Below are 19,470 nucleotides of genomic sequence, written 5' to 3' on the forward strand. Positions count from 1 at the left end.
TTTAATTAAATCTAAAAGTAAATCCTAATCTCACTGATCTTGGCGGACCAAAATTCGATGGATCTTTCATATACTCAATTGAGTAGTCACCTTGAAGTGTAATTTCGGGATCGCCGGTATCTGAATAAACGTATAGAATATTTCTATGGTCTGTTAAATTTAATATTTCTGCAAAAACTCTTAATGAAATGTCATCATAAATATTAAATTCTTTGCCGAACATTAAATCTAAATTATAAACACCCGGTTGACGTAGAGAATTTTTTTCAACAAACCCAACGTCTCTTCCTCCCGGTGTATATGGAGCTCCGGAGCTAGCTTTGAAGATTAAACTAAAATCCATATTCTCAAAAATATTTGCACCAAATAAATTTAGACCTTCATCCTCCGGAATAATGTAAGTTAGGCTTGCATTGAAAACATGCGGTCTATCGAAATCTAAAAAGTATAGCTGAGTTGATTCTTCCGTTCCCGGATATTGTTCGGTTTCAGAAGATGCACTTCCTTTTGCAACTGAATATGTATAAGTCAATCCTCCGGAGAAATATTTATCCGGACGAATGTCTAATGTTAATTCAAAACCTTTTACGTTTGCATAATCTTCATTAACGTAAAGTGTATATCCGGTATATCTTCCATCAACAAATGGAAAATAATATCTCGTCCCAATCAATCCGGTTATATCTCTGTAATATGAAGTTAAATTTAGCGCAATTCTATCTGTGAATTGATGAGCAATCCCTACTTCGTATGAGATTGTTCTTTGTGCATCTAAATCTGGCTGACCAAAAAGTGGTTCACGTACATTTAAATCATATTGTTTGTTTTCAAATAAATATTGGAAATCCGGATTTTGGAAAAAATGTCCGTATGAAAAATGTAATTTTGTTTTATCGGAAATCGGATGAGCAATTCCAAACCTTGGAGAAAATTGTGAACGTGATTTTACTTTTACTACAGAATTAGGTTTTAATGCATCATCTCTAAACTCTGCATTGGCATTGATATAATCAAATCGTAAACCCAAATTTATAACTAAATATGGAAGTTCAATTTTATCTTGAATATAAGCTGCGCCTTCAAACGGTTTGACATAATAATTATCTATGTAAGGAAAATTTCTTTTGGGATCATAAATTTCATACAATTTTACCCAATGTTTTTTAAATGCTAATCCTAATTTTACTTCATTAACTGAACCTATCTGCCAAACCGCATCAGTTTTAAAATCAGCAGTTGCTGTTCTAGCATCTACCAATTCCAATGGATTTGCCAAACTATAAAATTCAAAACCATCGCCATAATCTTCAAAATATTGGAAATCACTTGTGCCTAAATATTCTGAAGTATCTTTTCCAACACCGGAATAATAACCTTGATTGAAATATGAAAATTTTACATCATAGAAAAAATTATTTGCAATAGTATGAGTTAGAGCCAATGTACTTTGCCAGCTATCCGAATTTGTTACAAGATATTGATCCGGCACATATTTATAAGAATGACTGTAATTTTGATTTTTACCTAAACTTCCTCTATTTGTTAATGAAATTTTAATATTGGAAATTGCAGTTGTAGAAATTTTTGCAAAGAAGGATTTATTATCATCAAAACCGAACGGAAGATAACTTCCTCTTTTATCAATTTCTCCCGTTATGAAAAAATTAAATTCCGGCGAAAATATTGGTCCGCTTAAACTTCCGTTAATTCTATTTTCATGTAAATCAGAATATCTTTCAATTCCGAATTCACTTGTTCTAGCTTCTAATTTACCGGAATATTTATCTGCTCCATCACGTGTAACTATATTCACAACACCGCTTAAAGCATTTCCATATTCCGCATTGAATGTTCCGCTTAATAAACTCATTTCTTGAATTGCATCATTATTAATTTGAGTTGCAAGTCCGCCAAGCAAAGGATCAACAACCAAAGTTCCGTCAATCATATAAGCAACTTCGTTTGATCTTCCGCCTCTTATATGAAGGTTAGAACCGCTTCCAACAACGCCGGCTTGAAGAGAAAGCAATTCAGTAAATGTTTGAACCGGTAAAGATTCAATTTCCTCACGAGTTACAACTGAGATACTGCTTGTAACATCTTTCTGTATCAATGGAGTTTTTGCAGTAACAACAATGTCCTGCACTTGAATTGATTGAGGATTTAATTCAATATTAAGTTGTGTTGTTTGATCTACAACTATTGAAACATCTTTTATTATTGTTGTTTCGTAGCCGATGAAACTTATTTTAACATTATATTTTTTGGGGGGAATATTTAAAATTACGAATTCACCATCAATGTTTGTAGCTGCGCCAATATTCATTCCTTCAATTAAAATATTTGCACCAATTAATGGTTCGCCTGTTTGAGCATCTTTTATTGATCCGGAAATTTTTCCGGTAACACCGCCAAAAAGAATAAATGGTAAAAGCAAAAGCAGAAAAAATAATTTTTTCATTTTGAACTCTTAAAAATTGTTAGATTTTGTGAAACCATTATTGCTTCAGATTCTTTAAGAATTTTCTTTGCGCGCGATTTATCCTTAATAGCACACGCAGTTGCAATAGCATTAATCAAAACTGAAATTGCAGCAAATGAATTTGTGAATAACATATTTTCGCTGTTCACAATCAAACTTGATTTTGAAAAAAATGTAACCGGAGAAGCTGCTTCATTCGTAATTGAAATTACATCAATTTTTTTTTCATGAGCAAATTGTGCAACTTCAATTGTTTCCTTTGAGTATGGTGGAAAAGAAAATACAATAAGCAAATCTTTTGAGTCCATAAACAATATCTGCTCATGAAATAATGTATGAGTGTGTTTTAGAACTGATGAATTAACTCCAATTTGATTAAGCTGATATGCCAGTATCTCCGCCAACAAATATGAAATCCCTAATCCGGCAGTGTTTACAATTTTAGCATTTAAAATTCGTTCAATTGTATAATTAAAATTTTTTCGTTCAATTAAATTTAAAGTATCATTAATATTTTTTATATCCATACTTGCAACTTCAGTAAGTAAATCTTCCTCTATTCGGTGTTTTTCAAATAGAGGAAAGATTTCTTTGTTTTGCAATTCTTTCTGAAGTGATAAAGCTATTTCATCTCTTAATTCACTAAAACCTTTAAACCCAATTCGTTGTGCAAATCTAACAATAGAAGCAACACTTGCATCTGTACTTTTAGATAAATCTTGAACATTTAGAAAAGGAATTTTATCAAAGTTATTAATTACATAATCCGCAATGTTCTTATGATTCTTAGGTAATTCTTTATAACTATGCTGAATTTTTTCTTTTATTTGTTTGTATCGATCCATCTAAAACCACAACAAATATTTATTTTATCAATGACATTTTCTTAGTTAAAAATTGTTTATTTGTCTGCAAACTATAAACGTACATTCCAGATGAAAGCATACTTGCATCAAAATTAACTGAATGATTTCCAGCATCTAAAGTTTGATTCAAAATTTGGGCAACTTCTTCACCAAGCATATTATAAATTTTTAGAGTAACTTCTGATTTCTCCGGCAATCCAAAAGAAATTGTTGTTGATGGATTAAATGGATTAGGATAATTTTGATTTAACGAATATGATGACGGAATATTTTTTATATCAGATTTTACATCGGTCAACATATCATATTTTTCTTGAGCTTGGGCCAAACTTGCCAACATTGCTTCTTCTGTTTCTCCATACGCAATTGCAAGATAAATAACTACCGAATCACCGGAAGAAATAGTTCTTGAATTGTAAGCTGGAATTAAAACCGGAGCATCAACAATCGGATCAGTTGCATTAATTACGAATGGACTATCATAAGAATTATAATTTAACCAATTGTTATAAGATGAATCAACTTGATAATCTTCATACCAAACAAAAGATTTTAAAGATTTAAAATCATTATTCAGCGATTTGAATCCAACCGCTTCTGTTTTCTTTACTGTAAGAATTTTGGAATCGCTATCATACTTAACTGTATCTCCGCCGGCATATGTTCCTTCAACTTCTGTAATAATATCAAGCCCAACTATTGCATCAATTGCATTTGTCTCTCTACTAATGAGTGTGTATTTTGCTATTATATAGTTTTGATCTTGCCAGCAATAAACATTTTGTTTTTGAAATATACTTGGGGGTAATCCGGAGTAATCATTATTGAAACTTCCATAAATTTCAAAATCGCCAAAAGTTGGATTTGTAAGTAATTGTGTATCTTCTTCAATTTCAACATCATTATCATAATCGAAAACCGCATCTTCTCCAGTTCCAACTAAAGTTGTGACTCTATAAATTTGACGAATTGTATCCGGCATTGTATAAATTGCTATTCTGCCATATTCAGTTACATAAACATTTAATTTACCAATGTACAAATCAACTTGAGCATTTGTCTTTGGATTAAAGCTTATGATATTTAAAAGAAAAAAGGTAAATAAAAGTATCGCCTTTTTCATGTGACCCTCTTTTTATTGATTAGAAATAATTAATTAACAAAATTATTGCCACCCAATTAAATTGGGCGGAATTAATAAAAGAAATCCCAATAACATTAAAATTATTTGAAGCGGTAAAACCCACTTTGCCCATTTCTCCCAAGGAACCTTTGCCATTGAGAGAGCGCCCATAGTAACTGCAGAAGTTGGAATAATAATATTTGTATATTCACCAAATTGAAATGCAAGAATTGCAGTTTGTCTTGATACTCCGGCTAAATCAGCAAGCGTAGCCATAATCGGCATGGTTAAAGCTGCTTGTCCGCTTCCGGAATGTACAAAGAAATTTATAATTGCCTGAACAAAAAACATTTTCTGCGATGCAAAAATTGGTGACGATGATTGAATATATGGCGACAATTCAAAAAGTACAGTATCAATAATTTGTCCGTCTCTTGAAATTACCAAAGTAGCTCTCGCCAATGCTACAATTAGAGCTGTGCCAACCAAATCTTTTGCTCCTTCAACAAAACTTTTAATTATTGTATCTCCAGATAATCCTCCGATAATTCCAACAAAAATTCCCATAATAAAAAACATTCCGGCAATTTCTTCAATATACCAGCCAAACTGAATTACTCCAATTACAAGCATTACAAGTGATAAAAGAAATGTTAACAAAACTAATTTATGTTTTTTTGAAAATACAGAATTGCTATTATTTTGATTAAAATTTTCATTTTGCTTTCTTGCTAAATCTTCATTGTACATCGGACTAATCGAAGGATTTTTGGAAAGTCGTTTTACGTAATACAATAAAAAAAGTATTGCAACAGTTGTTGAAATTGCCCAGCTTATAACTCTGTAGCCAATTCCGGAAAACAATGGAACATCTGCAATTCCTTGTGCAATACCAACATTAAACGGATTTAAGAATGCGCTTGCAAAACCAATGTGTGCACCAACAAGCGGAATTGCAACTCCAACTATTGAATCATATCCCAATGCAATTGCAACCGGAACTAAAATTAGTACAAATGGAATTATTTCTTCATTCATTCCAAATGTTGCTCCGCCTAAAGAGAACATTAGCAAAAGTAAAGGAATAAAAAAAGTTCGCAATAATTGCGATTTATTGTGCGCCGCAACTAATTTATTTATAAACGAATTTATAGCATCGGTTTTGGCAAGAACATTAAAAGCTCCGCCAACAATTAGAATAAAACCAATAATTAAAGCAGCCTCAACAAATCCTTTTAATGGAGCAATAAATACAGCAAAAAATCCTTGAGGATTATTATCAATAAATTTAAAAGAATTTTGGACAACTACTTCACGTCCGTCCTTTACAATTCTTTCATATTGTCCGCCGGGAATTATCCAAGTAAGAACTGCAATGAATACAAGAATGAGAAATATAAGAAGATAAGTATTCGGAACTTTAAATTTATATTTCTTTTTTACTACACTCATTTTATAACTTTATTTGTATTAAGGTCAAATTTATCCCCACTTATTAAAACGTGAAGTTTCATATTTGAAATGCCGAGATTTCCTTTTTTATCTTCACGGATATTTTCTGAATTTGTAGGATCATAAACTAAAACTTGGTTTTCTCCAAAAACTTCAAAAGTGCTATCCGGATTAACAATTATTGATGTCGATTCATCAATAGCAACGCCAGTTAAAGTTGGATGTTCAATTAATGATGCAATAGTTCTATTATGTCTTTTTCGTTTTAGAAAATGCTGATCAATTATTACTGTTTTTAGAAATCCAAACCCTCTAATAGTTTCAACGTTTCCTTTTTCAATCGTAAGGAAAATTCCGGTTGTATCATTTCTAATTAATTCATTTCCGGTAATCATAACTTCGCTCATTATTGCAGCACCGGCACTGGTTCCGCCGATAGTCCCGCCATTGTTATGAATTTCAAAAACTTTGTCTAAAAGTTTTGTCCCAAGCATATCTCTTGCTAAATCACTTTGATCACCGCCTAAGAAAAATACAGAATTTGCCCAATCCATTTTTTTTAGATTTGCTTCGTCGTCAGCAGTCTCTTTTGTGAAAAGTAAATATTCAGCAGAAGCTCCAAGATCTTGTAATTCCTTTACTTGAATTTCACTATTTAAAACCGGTTCAGATCCGGCATTGGGAATTACAATAATTTTCGCGTCGCTTCCGCCGGCAAGCTCTACAAACTTTGCTATAATTTCATTAGTCTGCACACCGCCAATTATTACAAGATGACCTTTAGATTTCGAATAAATTTGATTTGTACTGATTAGTACAATACTTAACAAAATGTAAAAAAGTTTTTTCATAGTATTTATTTTTTAATTAATTCAAGTGCAATTTCTGCAGTTTTAACAAAATCTTCTATAAAAATAAACTCATCATTTGAATGTGGATTTTGTGCACCAATGCCCAAGTTAATTGATTCAATTCCTCTTTCATTCAAAGAATTTGCATCGCTGCCGCCAAGAGAAATTTTGGGAACAGCAGATAAATTTACTTTTTCAATTGCACGTTTTGTTTCTTGATAAACATGCGAATTTTCAAAAATTGTAAAAGGTTTAAAATCCCAGAAAGATTCATATTCAATTTTAGCGTTAAATTTTTCAGCTTCATTTCTAAATATTTCTAAAACTTTATCAAATTGTTTTTGAACTTTTTCTATATCGAATGATCTAATTTCACCTTCTAATTCTGTTAATTCCGGAATTACATTAACAGCAGATCCGCTTTTCAGTAAGCCAATATTCATTGTACTGTCTTCATCAATTCTTCCAAGCGGAAGTTTACTAATTGCATTTGCCGCAATAAGTAAAGAGTTTATTCCCATTTCCGGTGCAATTCCGGAATGAGAAGCTTTTCCAAAAATTTTAATTCTGAATCCTAATTCCCCGCAAGATGAATAAATAAAATTTCCCGGGCGATAACCCGAATCAAAAATAAATGCATGATTAATTTTTTCATCAATTCCCAAATATTTTGATCCGAATAAAGTTGTTTCTTCACAAGTTGTAAATCCAACTGTAAAATTTTTTGTAGAAATTTTTTCTTTAGAGATTTTTTCTAAAGTAAATAATAAAACAGCAATTCCAGCTCTGTTATCAACGCCCAAAACAGTATCACCAGAAGATACTATTTTATCTTCCAAAATAATTGGTCTTAAATTTTTTGTTGGTCTTGCAGTATCCATATGAGAAAGCATAATAAAATTGCCGCCATCACCAATTTTGCAAATTAAATTGTTAGTGTTACTTTTTGTAAATTCTGATGCTGAATCTTCTTCAACCGAATAGCCAAGATTGATTAAAAAATTCTTAATATAGTTCGCAACGCCTTTCTCATTGCCTGAAACGCCATCTATACTTGCAAGTTCTAAAAACAGTTCTATTAGTCTGAATGAATTCATAGTGTAATTACTTTTTCATTTAATATTTGTTGTGTAATGGATATTACAGATTACAAAAAAATAATTTGTATGTCAAGAATATTTTTTATCGCCATTTAAATTTTTCGAATAAAAATTTTATTTCGATAGATAAAAATTCAGTTAAGATTTATAGTTTTCCATAATCATTTTTTGGGAGTGGAATTATGTTGATCGAAAACATTGAACTATATCATATCAAAATGGAATTAGTTTCTCCATTTACAACTTCAATGGGAACTGAATATGATGAAGAGCATATAATTGTAAAAGTTAATTCGGAAGGAATTTCCGGATTCGGCGAAAGTGTTGCCGAAGGAACTCCTTTTTATTCTTATGAAACTGTTACTACAGCTTGGCATATTTTAAAAGAATTTTTAATTCCGGAAATATTAAATAAAAATTTGGAAAGTGTTGATCAAGCAATTTTATTTTGGGAAAAAGTGCGCGGACACAGAATGGCCAAAGCCGGACTGGAAGCTGCGTTATGGGATTTATTTGCAAAATCGAAAAATATTTCTTTATCAAAAATGTTAGGCGGAACAAGAGAAAAAATTGATGTCGGTGTTAGCATTGGAATTCAAAAAAGCGAAATTGAATTAATAAAAAAAGTTAAAAGTTATTTGGAAGAAGGTTATCAGCGAATAAAAATTAAAATTGCTCCCGGCGAAGATATACAATATGTAAAAGCCATAAGAAAAGAATTTCCAAATATACTTTTTCAAGTTGATGCAAATTCCGCTTATGGTTTAGAGCATTTAGATTTATTTAAAGAAATGGATCGATACAATTTGCTATTGATTGAACAGCCTTTGGCTTATGATGATATTTATGAACATTCAAAATTGCAAAGTGAATTAAAAACTCCTATTTGTCTTGATGAAAGTATTCATTCGCTTGCAGATACAAAAGCCGCAATTGAATTAAACAGTTGTAAAATAATTAATATAAAACCCGGAAGAGTTGGCGGATTTACAGAATCAAAATTAATTCACGATTATTGTATGGAAAAAAATATTCCCGTTTGGCATGGCGGAATGTTGGAATCCGGAATTGGCAGAGCCGGAAATGTTGCTTTAGCATCATTACCAAATTTTACTTTGCCTGGAGATATTTCAGCAAGTAAAAGATATTACAAACAAGATATTGTTGAACCTGAATTTTTGGTTAATAAAAACGGAACAATGAATGTTCCTACAAAACCTGGAATTGGAGTTGAGGTAAATCAAACAATGTTAGAAAAAGTTTCTGTTAGAAAGGAAGTATTTTCAAAGTAAATTTCGATAATCAATTAACAATACAAAAAAAAATATTCATTCACAAAATTTTGGTTTACTATGGAAAACAATAATCATTCACAGATTGAACAGCAATTGCAAAATTCTCAAGAAGATTTATGGCGAGTTTTCAGAATAATGTCGGAGTTTGTCGAAGGTTTTGAAACAATGGGAAAAATAAAACCAAGTGTAATAATTTTTGGTTCAGCGCGAACAAAACCTGAAGACAAATTTTATAAATTAGCGGAAAATGTTGCAAAGGAAATTGTTAAAAAAGGATTTGGTATAATTACTGGCGGCGGTCCGGGAATTATGGAAGCCGGAAACAAAGGAGCAAAAGAAGCCGGTGGAAGTTCAACCGGAATAAATATTGAATTGCCCTTTGAACAATCGGCAAATCCTTATATTGATCAAGATAAACTTTTAAATTTCCGTTATTTCTTTATTCGCAAAACGATGTTTTTCAAATATGCTCAAGGTTATGTTTTAATGCCCGGCGGATTTGGGACCGTTGATGAAGGATTCGAAGTTTTAACACTTATTCAAACCGGAAAAACAACACGATTCCCAATTGTTTTTATGGGGAAAGAATTTTGGGGTGGGTTAATTGATTGGGTGAAAGAATTTCAGCTAAAAGCCGGTTATATAAATAAAGAAGATTTAAATTTATTTTCAGTTACAGATGATCCCAAAGAAGCAGCTCAAATAATTTATAATTTCCATAAAGGAAAAAAGTTAACAACTAATTTTTAGGAAAAAAAGTAGATTATGATTAAGGGTAAGATTTAAAATTGAAAAGTACTTTTTCATTTTATTTGATTCATACTCATAATCTTAAACTATTACTAATTTTTAAAGTTTGATAAAGATGGGATCTCTTATACTATTTTCCGTACATGAGATCACATCTTTATAAAAAAGATTAAGATTATGTTTAAGAGTAAGATTAAGAAAAGTAATTTGCAAAAAATTTTCCTAGTGTAATTTTATTCCAATTCTTTTTAGTTCTTAAACTTATTCTTAATCTTATTCTTACTCTAAATTAAAATTCTTTAACTAAAATACTATCAAGAAAATTTCTTGCCGGCAGAAATCATTTCTATAGCTTTTGTAATTCGCTTATTTCTTGTTTCTTCTTTTTTAGCTTCTTCAATCCAGCGAACATATTCTTTCCAGTGAGTATAGGCAAATTTTTCAAAAATTTCCTTTGCCAAATTATTTTTATTTAACGCTACTTGAAAATCTTTTGGTACTTCAACAATTCTTGGTTCTAAATCTTGCTCAACCGTAACTTCTATAAAATCTCCAATTTCTTTTTTAATTGTATCTCGAATCTCTTTTCTAATTCCAAACAAATGGAATTCCATTCCCATTGGAGTTAAAGATCCGCGATATTCAAAACCATTGAATTTAACTTTTACTTTAACTTGACCTTTGGTCCCAAATTCTTTTTTAACGTCATAAGGAAAATAAACAAATGCTCCATTTCCCTTTGCCATTATTTCTGCACTAAATTTATACTTTTTCATAAATAAAATTAATTTTGATTTATCGAATTTTCATCAAATGTAAATAAATTCGGAATAAATTCTGCATTTTCCAAAGTTTTTACAAGATAAATTGAATCCAATTTTAAAAGATTTCTAAGATTTTCTATTTGCTCTTCACGAATTTTAACACGTGAGAGAATTCTGTTTTTTATGATATTTTCCGTAATTCCAATATCGGATTTTAATTCGTTAAATATTTCTGCCATTTTTTCATTTGGATTTAAAACTTCAAAATTATTTCCACAAAATTCAGTTAAAACTTTTTCAAAAATTTCTTTACTATATCCATAATGAGTACAACCCAATAATAATAAAGTTTGCAATTTAGGATTTCGTATCTTTTGAACTGCTTTGAATAAATATTCTCTAATTAGCTTTTCCACAATATTGCTATTTGGATTAATTTGAATTTCACTCTCTAAATTTTCACAAGCTTGGCTTACAATTTTATTTTCATCAATTCCAGAATTAACCAACTTTGTTTTATGTTGATTTGAATTTATTGTGGTTTCTGTTCCAACAATTACAATATTATAATCGGATACGGTATTTATTTTGTCTAAAATCATTTCGATTCCATTATCAACAATTCCAATAACTGGAATTTCAATTTCCTTAAACATTTTTGTTTGATTAAACAAAACTGAAAGTGTGTTACAAGCAATTAAAATAATATCGGGATTTAGCTTCATCATTCCCTTTAGAGCAGAATCAAAAATCAAAAGTTTGTCGTTTACGTTTTTTAAGCTATTGTATCCGAAATTTCCACCGGCAAATGAATTGAAATAAATTAACTCAATTTGTTTATCATTAATAATTCTCAACTTTTTGTCAATTAATGCGTGTACAGAAAGTCCGCCCAATCCGGAATCAGTTATAATTATTCTGATATGCTTTTTTTCAAATACATGTTGGATATTCTGCATAATTTTAATTAAGTATTTATTTTCAATAAGTTTATGAATGACGGTAATTTTTAATAATTCTGTCACAGAATGGTCTGTGACAGCAAATATTTGTTTTTTTTGCTCAAATCTTGAATCTCATATCTTTTTTAAGACTTCATTCGCTTACCTTTTTCTTCATGAATGAAAATCCAGCTTACGACTTTTCCAATATTAATTTGTTCAAAATTGTTCCAATATCTCTTATTTCTTACGTGCATTGAACTTGTGTCATCAAACGGAATTGAAGATGCTTCATCCATAATTCCCTTTATTCTATTCTGCCAAACTTCCATATTTTCAATTCTTAAATCAACCCAGCCATCATTAGACCAAAGTTCGATATTTTCATTCGTAATTTTTAGATTATTTTCTCCTCGGAAAGGTGGAATTTTCATCTCATTTCCGCGTAAAAGAGATTTTCCATCCGGTAATAAAATTGGAATTCCAATAGAAATTATTTCACTTCTTAATTTTTCATTTGATTTGATAAGTTCTAAGATTTTTTCCGATAAATAATTTGGAGAAAAATTTAGAATTTCAATCATTTTCCCAGAAACTAATCTTATCAAATTCAACTCGTGTAATAATTTAGATAATCTAGGCGGACCCAATAACTCAAATGCTACACTATTTACATTATGAATTTCCTCAAGTTCTTGCAATTTTTCAACTGCTGCATGCTGCAAATAACCTGCTCTATAAGTTGGTTCTAAAGTTGCATTATCAAGTGCATTAATTATATCGTGTCCGGTATTTCCTCCTTTAATTTCAAAAATTGCATCTTCAGCAATTTCTTCGGGAGTAACATATTCCATTTGTCCTTGAGCAGAAATAGCTTCAAATTCCCCGCGAGAAAAAGTTCCGTTTTCGCCGGTATCTATAAAAACCGATTTTAATTTTTCGCCGGTTAATTTAAATGGTTTATCCAAATTTAATTTCAATTCATTTTCAAGATTAATTACATTTTCCAATGAAGCATCAACTAATTCAATCGATTTTCCTCTTTTTTTAATTTCATCAAAAGCAATTCTTTTCCAAGCAATTGCTCCGGTTGGTTTAATTTCTTTTGTAATTGCTCCACCGGGAGTCCTTCCCATTAAAAATAAAAGCAATGTATGGGCTCCGGCAACTGAAGATTTACTTAATAATACACGAGACGGTTTTTCTTCACTGTGTGTATATGGAATATTAAGTCCCATTCCGCCGGTTCCGCTTGTACCAATTTTAACATAAATTTTTGTCTGAACTTTATTCATCGAATTATATAAAATTTGTATATGTCTAATTAATTGAGGAACATATTGCGTGCACAACAATTTTTCGGTTTCTTCAATTATTGCTTCTGTAGTTGGGTTATTTTGAATTGTTGTACTTATTCTGTGATAAGTTGTATATAAATCTTGATATGCAATTCCCGTTGCGGAATTTATACTATCAATTATTATATCCGGTTTATGAAGCGTAAGAAGTTGATAAATAGAAGATTGGTGCAAAATTTCATCTGTTAATTCTTCCATAATATCTTTCATTAAAACTTTTCTTCTTACCGGATCATTTAAAATTTCAAATCGATCAGTATCTTTAAAATCATTCCTTACAAAAATATTTCCCCACCAAGGAATAAAATAATCTTCCGGTAAATTTGGGAATTCATTTTTTAACTGAACAACGTGAGATTCCGCTTCTTCCTTTCTTAAAGAAGTAACAATAATTTTTGCGGGTTTTTCCGAAACTAATTTTCTTGTAACGGCGTTTCCAACCAATCCCCAGCCGCCTAAAACTAAAACTGTTTTGTTTTCAATATCCATAATTTCCTCAAAAACTTTTAAATTTTCTAATAATAAAACTTAGCTTAATGAAAATACCATTGCAAGCATTTTATCAATGTTGTATAAATTATAAAAATTGTTTCGATTGTAAATACAGAGTTCCTTTGTTAAATTTGTATTCACAATTTTTAAAATAATATAAGTTGAATTAAATGAGAATTTGCGAAGTTTTAGCACCAGAAAATATAATTCCCGAACTAAAGGGAACAACAAAAGAAGAAGTAATTAATGAGCTGATTGATTTATTTAAAAAAGATGAAAGAATTCTTGATATAAAAGAAGTTAAAGAAAGCGTTCACGAAAGAGAAAAAATTATGTCCACCGGTATTGGTCATGGATTTGGAATTCCACATTGCAAAACAAATAAAGTTACAGAAATTTTAGCGGCGTTTGGTAAAACAAAATCTCCAATCGATTTTGAATCGTTAGACGGTTCTCCGGTAAATTTAATTTTTTTATTAATCGGAAAAGATAATTTAGTTGCTCCTCATATTAAACTTTTAAGTAGAATTTCTTTGCTGATGAACAAAAAAGATTTCAGAGAAAAATTACTTTCTGCCAATTCAGTTTCAGAGATTTACAATATCTTTGAAGATGAAGAAAAAAACATTTCATAATAATTTCCTTTTCTTAAATTATGATTAAAGCAATTGCCGGAACTAAAGATATTCTTCCAGATGAAATACAATATTGGAATCACCTTACCAGTATTGTGTTAAATCAGATGAAGCATTTTAATTACAAAGAAATCAGAACTCCAATTTTTGAATTAACCGAACTTTTTGCAAGAGGAATTGGAGACAGCACAGATATTGTTAGTAAAGAAATGTATTCGTTTTTTGATAGAAGTGAAAATAATTTAACACTAAAACCGGAAATGACTGCATCGGTTGTTCGCGCGTTTATTGAACATTCTTTGGGAAAACAAACCGGATTGAATAAATTATTTTATATTTCTCCGATGTTTCGTCAAGAACGACCGCAAGCCGGAAGATTAAGACAATTTCATCAATTTGGAATTGAAGCTTTGGGAAGCCACAATCCCGCATTGGATGCTGAAGTAATTCAAGTTGCATTTAATATTTTAGAAAAATTAGGATTGAAAAATATTGAAGTAAATTTGAATTCTCTTGGCGTTCCGGAAGAAAGAAATAAATTTGCCGAAGCTTTGAAAGAATTTATTGCAAATAAAAAAAATGAATTATCCGAAGACAGTAAAAATAGATTTGATACAAATGTTCTTAGAATTTTAGACAGCAAAAATGATCAAGATCAAAAATTATTAATTGGTTCACCCAAACTTATTGATTTTCTTGGCGAAGAGAGTTTATCACATTTTAATAAAGTAAAAGAATTTTTAACAATTGCTAAAATTCCATTTAAAGAAAATCATAAATTGGTTCGCGGTTTGGATTATTACACTCACACAACTTTTGAAATTCTTAGTTCAAGCGTAGGTTCACAAAGTGCTTTGTGCGGCGGCGGAAGATACAATTTATTGATTGAACAACTTGGCGGTGATTCAACTCCGGCAGTTGGATTTGCAGCTGGAATTGAAAGAATTTTACTCGCATGCAAATCTGAAAATTCATTTCAACCGGATAATGAAAATATTGATATTTACATTCTCAGATTGAATAACGAACTTGAGACGAAAATTTTTGAAATCGCAAGTGAGTTAAGAAAAAATAATTTAAATGTTGAATTTGATTATTTATCAAGAAGTGTAAAAGCACAAATGCGCGAAGCAAATAAATTGAATTCAAAATATGTTTTATTTCTCGGCGGCGATGAATATTCAAAAGGTGAAGTGCAATTAAAAAATATGCAAAGCGGCGAGCAGAGTTTATTAAATTTAACCGAATTAGAAAAGGTTGAAATAATTCTTAGTAAATAAATATTTTATTTTCAGTCATTCCCGAATGTTTCAATCGGGAATCTACAAAGTCGAACCATGGATTCCCACTCCTGCCTGCCGCAGGCAAGTTCGTGGGAATGACAAGACCTAAAAAATTAATAATCATAATGCAAAAAATATTTGGAAGAAAACCGGTTCTTGAAGCTTTAAATTCAAATGCTGAAATTGATCAAATCTATATCCAGTATGGCTTAAACGGCTCTATTGTTGATCAAATTAAAAATCTCGCAAATAAATCCAACGTAAAAGTTACTCAGCTTTCACCGCAAAAATTTGAGCAAATTGCGGAAGATAAAAACACTCAAGGAATTATCGCCATAAAAAGTGATTTCAGTTATTCTGAAATTGATGAAATATTAATCGATGCTGAAAATTCTAAATTTCCGTTATTACTGCTTTTGGATTCAATTCAAGATCCGCATAATTTGGGAGCAATAATTAGAACAGCAGAATGTGCCGGTGTAAACGGAATTATCACCACAATTAAAAATAGCGTTTCGGTAAACAATACTGTTGAAAAAACTTCTGCCGGTGCAACAAATCATATAAAAATTGCGCGGGTAAATAATCTAGTAAACACAATTGAAATTCTTAAACAAAATGGATATTGGATTGTTGGATCAAAACTTGGCAATTCTCAAAATTATACTTCAATAGATTATAAACAGCCAATCGCGTTAATTATTGGAAATGAAGAAAAAGGAATCCGACATTTAATTTCTGAGAAGTGTGATTTTCTTGCTGAAATTCCAATGCAAGGAAAAATTCAAAGTCTTAATGTTTCTGTTGCAACCGGTGTTTTACTTTTCGAAATTTTACGATCGAGAAATAATTAAACCTTTTTCTAAAATTAAAAATCCATGATAATTTTTATAGTTGCAATTTCAGTCTTTTTAATAAATTTACCATTTGGATATTGGCGATCAAAAGTTAAAAAATTTTCACCGCAATGGTTTTTAGCAATTCACCTTCCGGTTCCATTCGTAATTTTACTAAGAATTTATTCTAATATTGGGTTTGAATTTTATACTTATCCAATTTTGATTGGAAGTTTTTTTCTCGGACAATTTTTTGGGAAAAACATTAATTCCAAAATTTTTAAAATTTTCAAATTGAAAAAGAGATTTTTAAAAGATTCGATCTTCCAAAAGATCTTATCTTCGGAGTACGTAATAAAAAACCTCGAAAGTTTTGTAACTTCCGAGGTTTCTGTTTTTTACTCCTAAATTCTAACTTCTTTTTACTAACTACTTTTTATTTGCTTTCGCTAATTCAATATCCGTCAACGCACCAAAAAATGTTACAACTTTTTTAACTTCTTCCGGAGTAAGCGGATTTACTAATTGCATATTTGACATTTGTGTAACTGCATCTTCCAAAGTTGCCGAAGCACCATCATGGAAATATGGAGCGGTTAAAGCAATATTTCTTAAAGTCGGAACTTTAAACATAAATTTTTCTGCTTCATTTTTTGTAATATCAAATCTGCCCATATCTTTTGTATCTGAATAAGGTTTGTACAATCCCATTTTTTGATACATGTTTCCGCCCAAAAGTGGACCGGTATGACAAGTGGTACAACCTTTGTTCATAAAAATTTCCAAACCTTGAGCTTCTTCATCAGTCAATGCATTTGGATTTCCGCCTAAAAAGAAATCGAATCTATCTTTTGTAATTAATGTTCTTTCAAATGCGGCAACAGCTTCACCTAAATTATCCCAAGAAATTTTTGGATTTGATGGAAATGCTTTTGCAAACATTTCGACATATTCCGGCATTGCAGTTAATTTATCTTCAACTTCTTTTGGATTATCCATTCCCATTTCGAGAGGATTTAAAATTGGACCCAATGCTTGTTCTTTTAAATCTTTTGCTCTTCCATCCCAAAATTGTACAAATTGAAAACCCGCATTTAAAACTGTTGGAGAATTTCTTGTACCAATTGTTCCGGTTTTTGCTCCCGGTGAAGTTGGTTTATTATCAACTCCGGCTTTTCCGGGATCAATTGAATGACAAGTATTACAAGATTGAGTATTTGTTTTAGATAACTTTTCTTCAAAATACAATTTTTTTCCTAATGCAATTTTTTCCGGTGTATCGGTTTCAGCTCCCGGCATTGAAGCTGGTAATTTCATAAAAATACCGTTCGCTTTTGCTTGCAATGCAATTTTATCAATTTCCGGTTTAGATTCACCGCAAGAGACAATTATTGCCAACGCAATTGTGCCTAACAAAAAAATACTTATTACTTTTCTCATTTTTACCTCATTTTATTTGGAATTCTATTTATGAATTCTGGAATAATTTATACACTAAAATAAAAAAATAGATAATCATTAAAAATTTTCTTGTTAAGTTTTTTCTGTTTTTTAACATTTGGAAAAAGAAAAAAAGGAATTTTTCTAATCTTGATTTTTTTTGCAAGATTACGTACTTTTACTTCAGAAATAAAAAAGGTTATTTAAATGAGTGAAGATTTGCGTGAAGATATTAAAATAATTGAAGAGCATACCAATACAGAATATAAATGGGGATTTGTAACCGAAATTGAAGAAGATGAATTTCCCAAAGGATTAAATGAAGGTATAATTAGGTTGCTTTCTCAAAAGAAAAATGAACCTGAATGGATGACCGAATGGCGGTTAAAGGCTTACAGGCATTGGCTAACAATGGAAGAACCAAATTGGGCAAAAATTAAAAAAGATAAATTTGATTACCAAAATCTCAAATATTATTCTGCTCCGAAGAAAAAACCGGAGTTGGAAAGTCTGGATCAAGTTGATCCCGAATTATTAGCAACATTTGAAAAATTAGGAATCCCTTTAGAAGAACAAAAGATTTTAAGCGGTGTGGCAGTTGATGCAGTTTTTGATTCGGTTTCCGTAGCTACAACTTTCAAAGAAACACTTGCAGAAAAAGGAATTATTTTTTGTTCGATTTCTGAAGCAATTAGAGAACATTCAGATTTGGTAAAAAAATATTTGGGATCTGTTGTTCCTCAAACAGATAATTATTTTGCGACTTTAAATTCTGCTGTATTTAGTGATGGCTCATTCGTCTATATTCCTAAAGGTGTTAGATGTCCTATGGAACTTTCAACTTATTTTAGAATTAATGCAATGGATACTGGACAGTTTGAACGAACATTAATAATTGCTGATGAAAATAGTTACGTTAGTTATTTAGAAGGTTGCACAGCTCCCTTGAGAGATACAAATCAACTTCACGCTGCAATTGTTGAATTAGTTGCTCTAGAGAATGCAGAAATTAAATATTCAACAGTTCAGAATTGGTTCCCGGGAGATAAAGAAGGTAAAGGTGGAATTTATAATTTTGTTACAAAACGCGGAATTTGTAAAGGTAATAATTCTAAAATTTCGTGGACGCAAGTCGAAACCGGCTCCGCAATTACTTGGAAATATCCAAGCTGTATTTTGCAAGGAGATAATTCAGTTGGAGAATTTTACTCCGTTGCAGTAACAAATAATTATCAGCAAGCTGATACCGGAACAAAAATGATTCACTTGGGAAAAAATACAAGCAGTACAATTGTATCAAAAGGAATTTCTGCCGGAAATAGTAATAATTCATACAGAGGTTTGGTTAAAGTTGGGAAAAATGCAACTAACGCAAGAAATTTTTCACAGTGTGATTCAATGCTAATGGGAAATAATTGCGGTGCACATACTTTTCCATATTTAGAAATAAGTAACAATACTGCTACTGTTGAGCACGAAGCAACAACTTCAAAAGTTGGAGAAGATCAAATATTTTATTTGAACCAGAGAGGAATTTCAACCGAAGATGCAGTGAATATGATTGTCAACGGTTTTTGTAAAGAAGTTTTTAACGAACTTCCGATGGAATTTGCAGTTGAAGCACAAAAACTACTTGCAATCAGTCTAGAAGGAAGTGTAGGGTAAGAAAATTAAAATTCAAAAATGATAAATCAAAATTAGATGGAATTGTCATTCGGAAAATTTCGTAAGAAATTGTCAGAAATCTGAGAATTTGAAGAACTAAAAAATACAATTAAATATAAAAGTTGTCATTCCCGAAT

Annotated in this window: 17 protein-coding genes; 7 read left to right on the forward strand and 10 right to left on the reverse strand. The window is 30.8% G+C overall.

Features of this window, described 5'->3' with window-relative positions; all coding sequences use genetic code 11:
- Nucleotide 1: 1 nt before the first annotated feature.
- From IPH62_03305 to IPH62_03330, 6 genes are read right to left on the reverse strand one after another with little or no spacing between them, the layout of a single operon-like run.
- A complete protein-coding gene (locus IPH62_03305) occupies nucleotides 2–2,461 on the reverse strand; it encodes a TonB-dependent receptor (protein ID MBK7104290.1) in 2,460 nt (819 codons plus the stop codon).
- The gene (locus tag IPH62_03310; GenBank protein MBK7104291.1) at nucleotides 2,458–3,327 is read right to left on the reverse strand and encodes a MurR/RpiR family transcriptional regulator; all 870 of its coding nucleotides are present in this window, start codon (nucleotides 3,325–3,327) and stop codon (nucleotides 2,458–2,460) included. The genes IPH62_03305 and IPH62_03310 overlap by 4 nt, the downstream gene beginning before the upstream one ends.
- Before the next feature lie 19 nt (nucleotides 3,328–3,346).
- Nucleotides 3,347–4,471 (reverse strand): T9SS type A sorting domain-containing protein, encoded by a 1,125-nt coding sequence (locus IPH62_03315; GenBank protein ID MBK7104292.1) that lies wholly within the window; start codon nucleotides 4,469–4,471, stop codon nucleotides 3,347–3,349.
- 42 nt (nucleotides 4,472–4,513) lie between these two features.
- The gene (yfcC, locus tag IPH62_03320; GenBank protein ID MBK7104293.1) at nucleotides 4,514–5,923 is read right to left on the reverse strand and encodes a putative basic amino acid antiporter YfcC; all 1,410 of its coding nucleotides are present in this window, start codon (nucleotides 5,921–5,923) and stop codon (nucleotides 4,514–4,516) included.
- Entirely contained in the window at nucleotides 5,920–6,774 is an 855-nt protein-coding gene (locus IPH62_03325; protein MBK7104294.1) for a cyanophycinase, read from the reverse strand. Before IPH62_03325 ends, yfcC begins: the two co-directional genes overlap by 4 nt.
- 5 nt (nucleotides 6,775–6,779) lie before the next feature.
- Nucleotides 6,780–7,871 (reverse strand): M20/M25/M40 family metallo-hydrolase, encoded by a 1,092-nt coding sequence (locus tag IPH62_03330; protein MBK7104295.1) that lies wholly within the window; start codon nucleotides 7,869–7,871, stop codon nucleotides 6,780–6,782.
- A gap of 185 nt (nucleotides 7,872–8,056) precedes the next feature.
- Here IPH62_03330 and menC point away from each other — a divergent pair, with 185 nt between their 5' ends.
- Nucleotides 8,057–9,166: an o-succinylbenzoate synthase gene (menC, locus tag IPH62_03335; GenBank protein MBK7104296.1), complete on the forward strand. Its 1,110-nt coding sequence runs from the start codon at nucleotides 8,057–8,059 to the stop codon at nucleotides 9,164–9,166.
- A gap of 60 nt (nucleotides 9,167–9,226) precedes the next feature.
- Nucleotides 9,227–9,919, forward strand: coding sequence for a TIGR00730 family Rossman fold protein (locus tag IPH62_03340; protein MBK7104297.1), 693 nt, complete (start codon nucleotides 9,227–9,229; stop codon nucleotides 9,917–9,919).
- A gap of 314 nt (nucleotides 9,920–10,233) precedes the next feature.
- Here the strand turns inward: IPH62_03340 and IPH62_03345 are convergent, their stop codons facing one another.
- From IPH62_03345 to IPH62_03355, 3 genes are all read right to left on the reverse strand, one after another.
- On the reverse strand, nucleotides 10,234–10,695 hold the full coding sequence (locus IPH62_03345) for a DUF1905 domain-containing protein (GenBank protein MBK7104298.1): 462 nt from the start codon (nucleotides 10,693–10,695) through the stop codon (nucleotides 10,234–10,236).
- An 8-nt stretch (nucleotides 10,696–10,703) separates the two neighbouring features.
- Nucleotides 10,704–11,642, reverse strand: a complete 939-nt coding sequence (locus IPH62_03350) for an aspartate/glutamate racemase family protein (protein ID MBK7104299.1) — start codon at nucleotides 11,640–11,642, stop codon at nucleotides 10,704–10,706.
- A 128-nt stretch (nucleotides 11,643–11,770) separates the two neighbouring features.
- Nucleotides 11,771–13,471, reverse strand: a complete 1,701-nt coding sequence (locus IPH62_03355) for a short-chain dehydrogenase (protein ID MBK7104300.1) — start codon at nucleotides 13,469–13,471, stop codon at nucleotides 11,771–11,773.
- 173 nt (nucleotides 13,472–13,644) lie between these two features.
- Between IPH62_03355 and IPH62_03360 the strand changes: the two genes are divergently transcribed.
- The 4 genes from IPH62_03360 to IPH62_03375 all read left to right on the forward strand — a co-directional run bounded on the left by IPH62_03360 (nucleotide 13,645) and on the right by IPH62_03375 (nucleotide 16,636).
- Complete coding sequence (locus tag IPH62_03360; GenBank protein ID MBK7104301.1) at nucleotides 13,645–14,109, forward strand: PTS sugar transporter subunit IIA; 465 nt, start codon at nucleotides 13,645–13,647, stop codon at nucleotides 14,107–14,109.
- A 20-nt stretch (nucleotides 14,110–14,129) separates the two neighbouring features.
- A complete protein-coding gene (locus IPH62_03365) occupies nucleotides 14,130–15,389 on the forward strand; it encodes a histidine--tRNA ligase (GenBank protein MBK7104302.1) in 1,260 nt (419 codons plus the stop codon).
- A gap of 128 nt (nucleotides 15,390–15,517) precedes the next feature.
- Entirely contained in the window at nucleotides 15,518–16,246 is a 729-nt protein-coding gene (gene rlmB / locus IPH62_03370) for a 23S rRNA (guanosine(2251)-2'-O)-methyltransferase RlmB (protein MBK7104303.1), read from the forward strand.
- A 24-nt stretch (nucleotides 16,247–16,270) separates the two neighbouring features.
- Complete coding sequence (locus IPH62_03375) at nucleotides 16,271–16,636, forward strand: hypothetical protein (protein ID MBK7104304.1); 366 nt, start codon at nucleotides 16,271–16,273, stop codon at nucleotides 16,634–16,636.
- Nucleotides 16,637–16,657: 21 nt separating this feature from the next.
- On the opposite strand, the gene IPH62_03380 is transcribed toward IPH62_03375, so the two are convergent.
- Entirely contained in the window at nucleotides 16,658–17,668 is a 1,011-nt protein-coding gene (locus IPH62_03380; GenBank protein MBK7104305.1) for a cytochrome-c peroxidase, read from the reverse strand.
- A 207-nt stretch (nucleotides 17,669–17,875) separates the two neighbouring features.
- On the opposite strand from IPH62_03380, the gene sufB reads away from it, so the two are divergent.
- A complete protein-coding gene (gene sufB / locus IPH62_03385; protein MBK7104306.1) occupies nucleotides 17,876–19,333 on the forward strand; it encodes a Fe-S cluster assembly protein SufB in 1,458 nt (485 codons plus the stop codon).
- The last annotated feature ends 137 nt before the right edge of the window (nucleotides 19,334–19,470 follow it).

Source organism: Ignavibacteriota bacterium (genome assembly GCA_016708125.1).
In the GTDB taxonomy this organism is placed as follows: domain Bacteria; phylum Bacteroidota; class Ignavibacteria; order Ignavibacteriales; family Melioribacteraceae.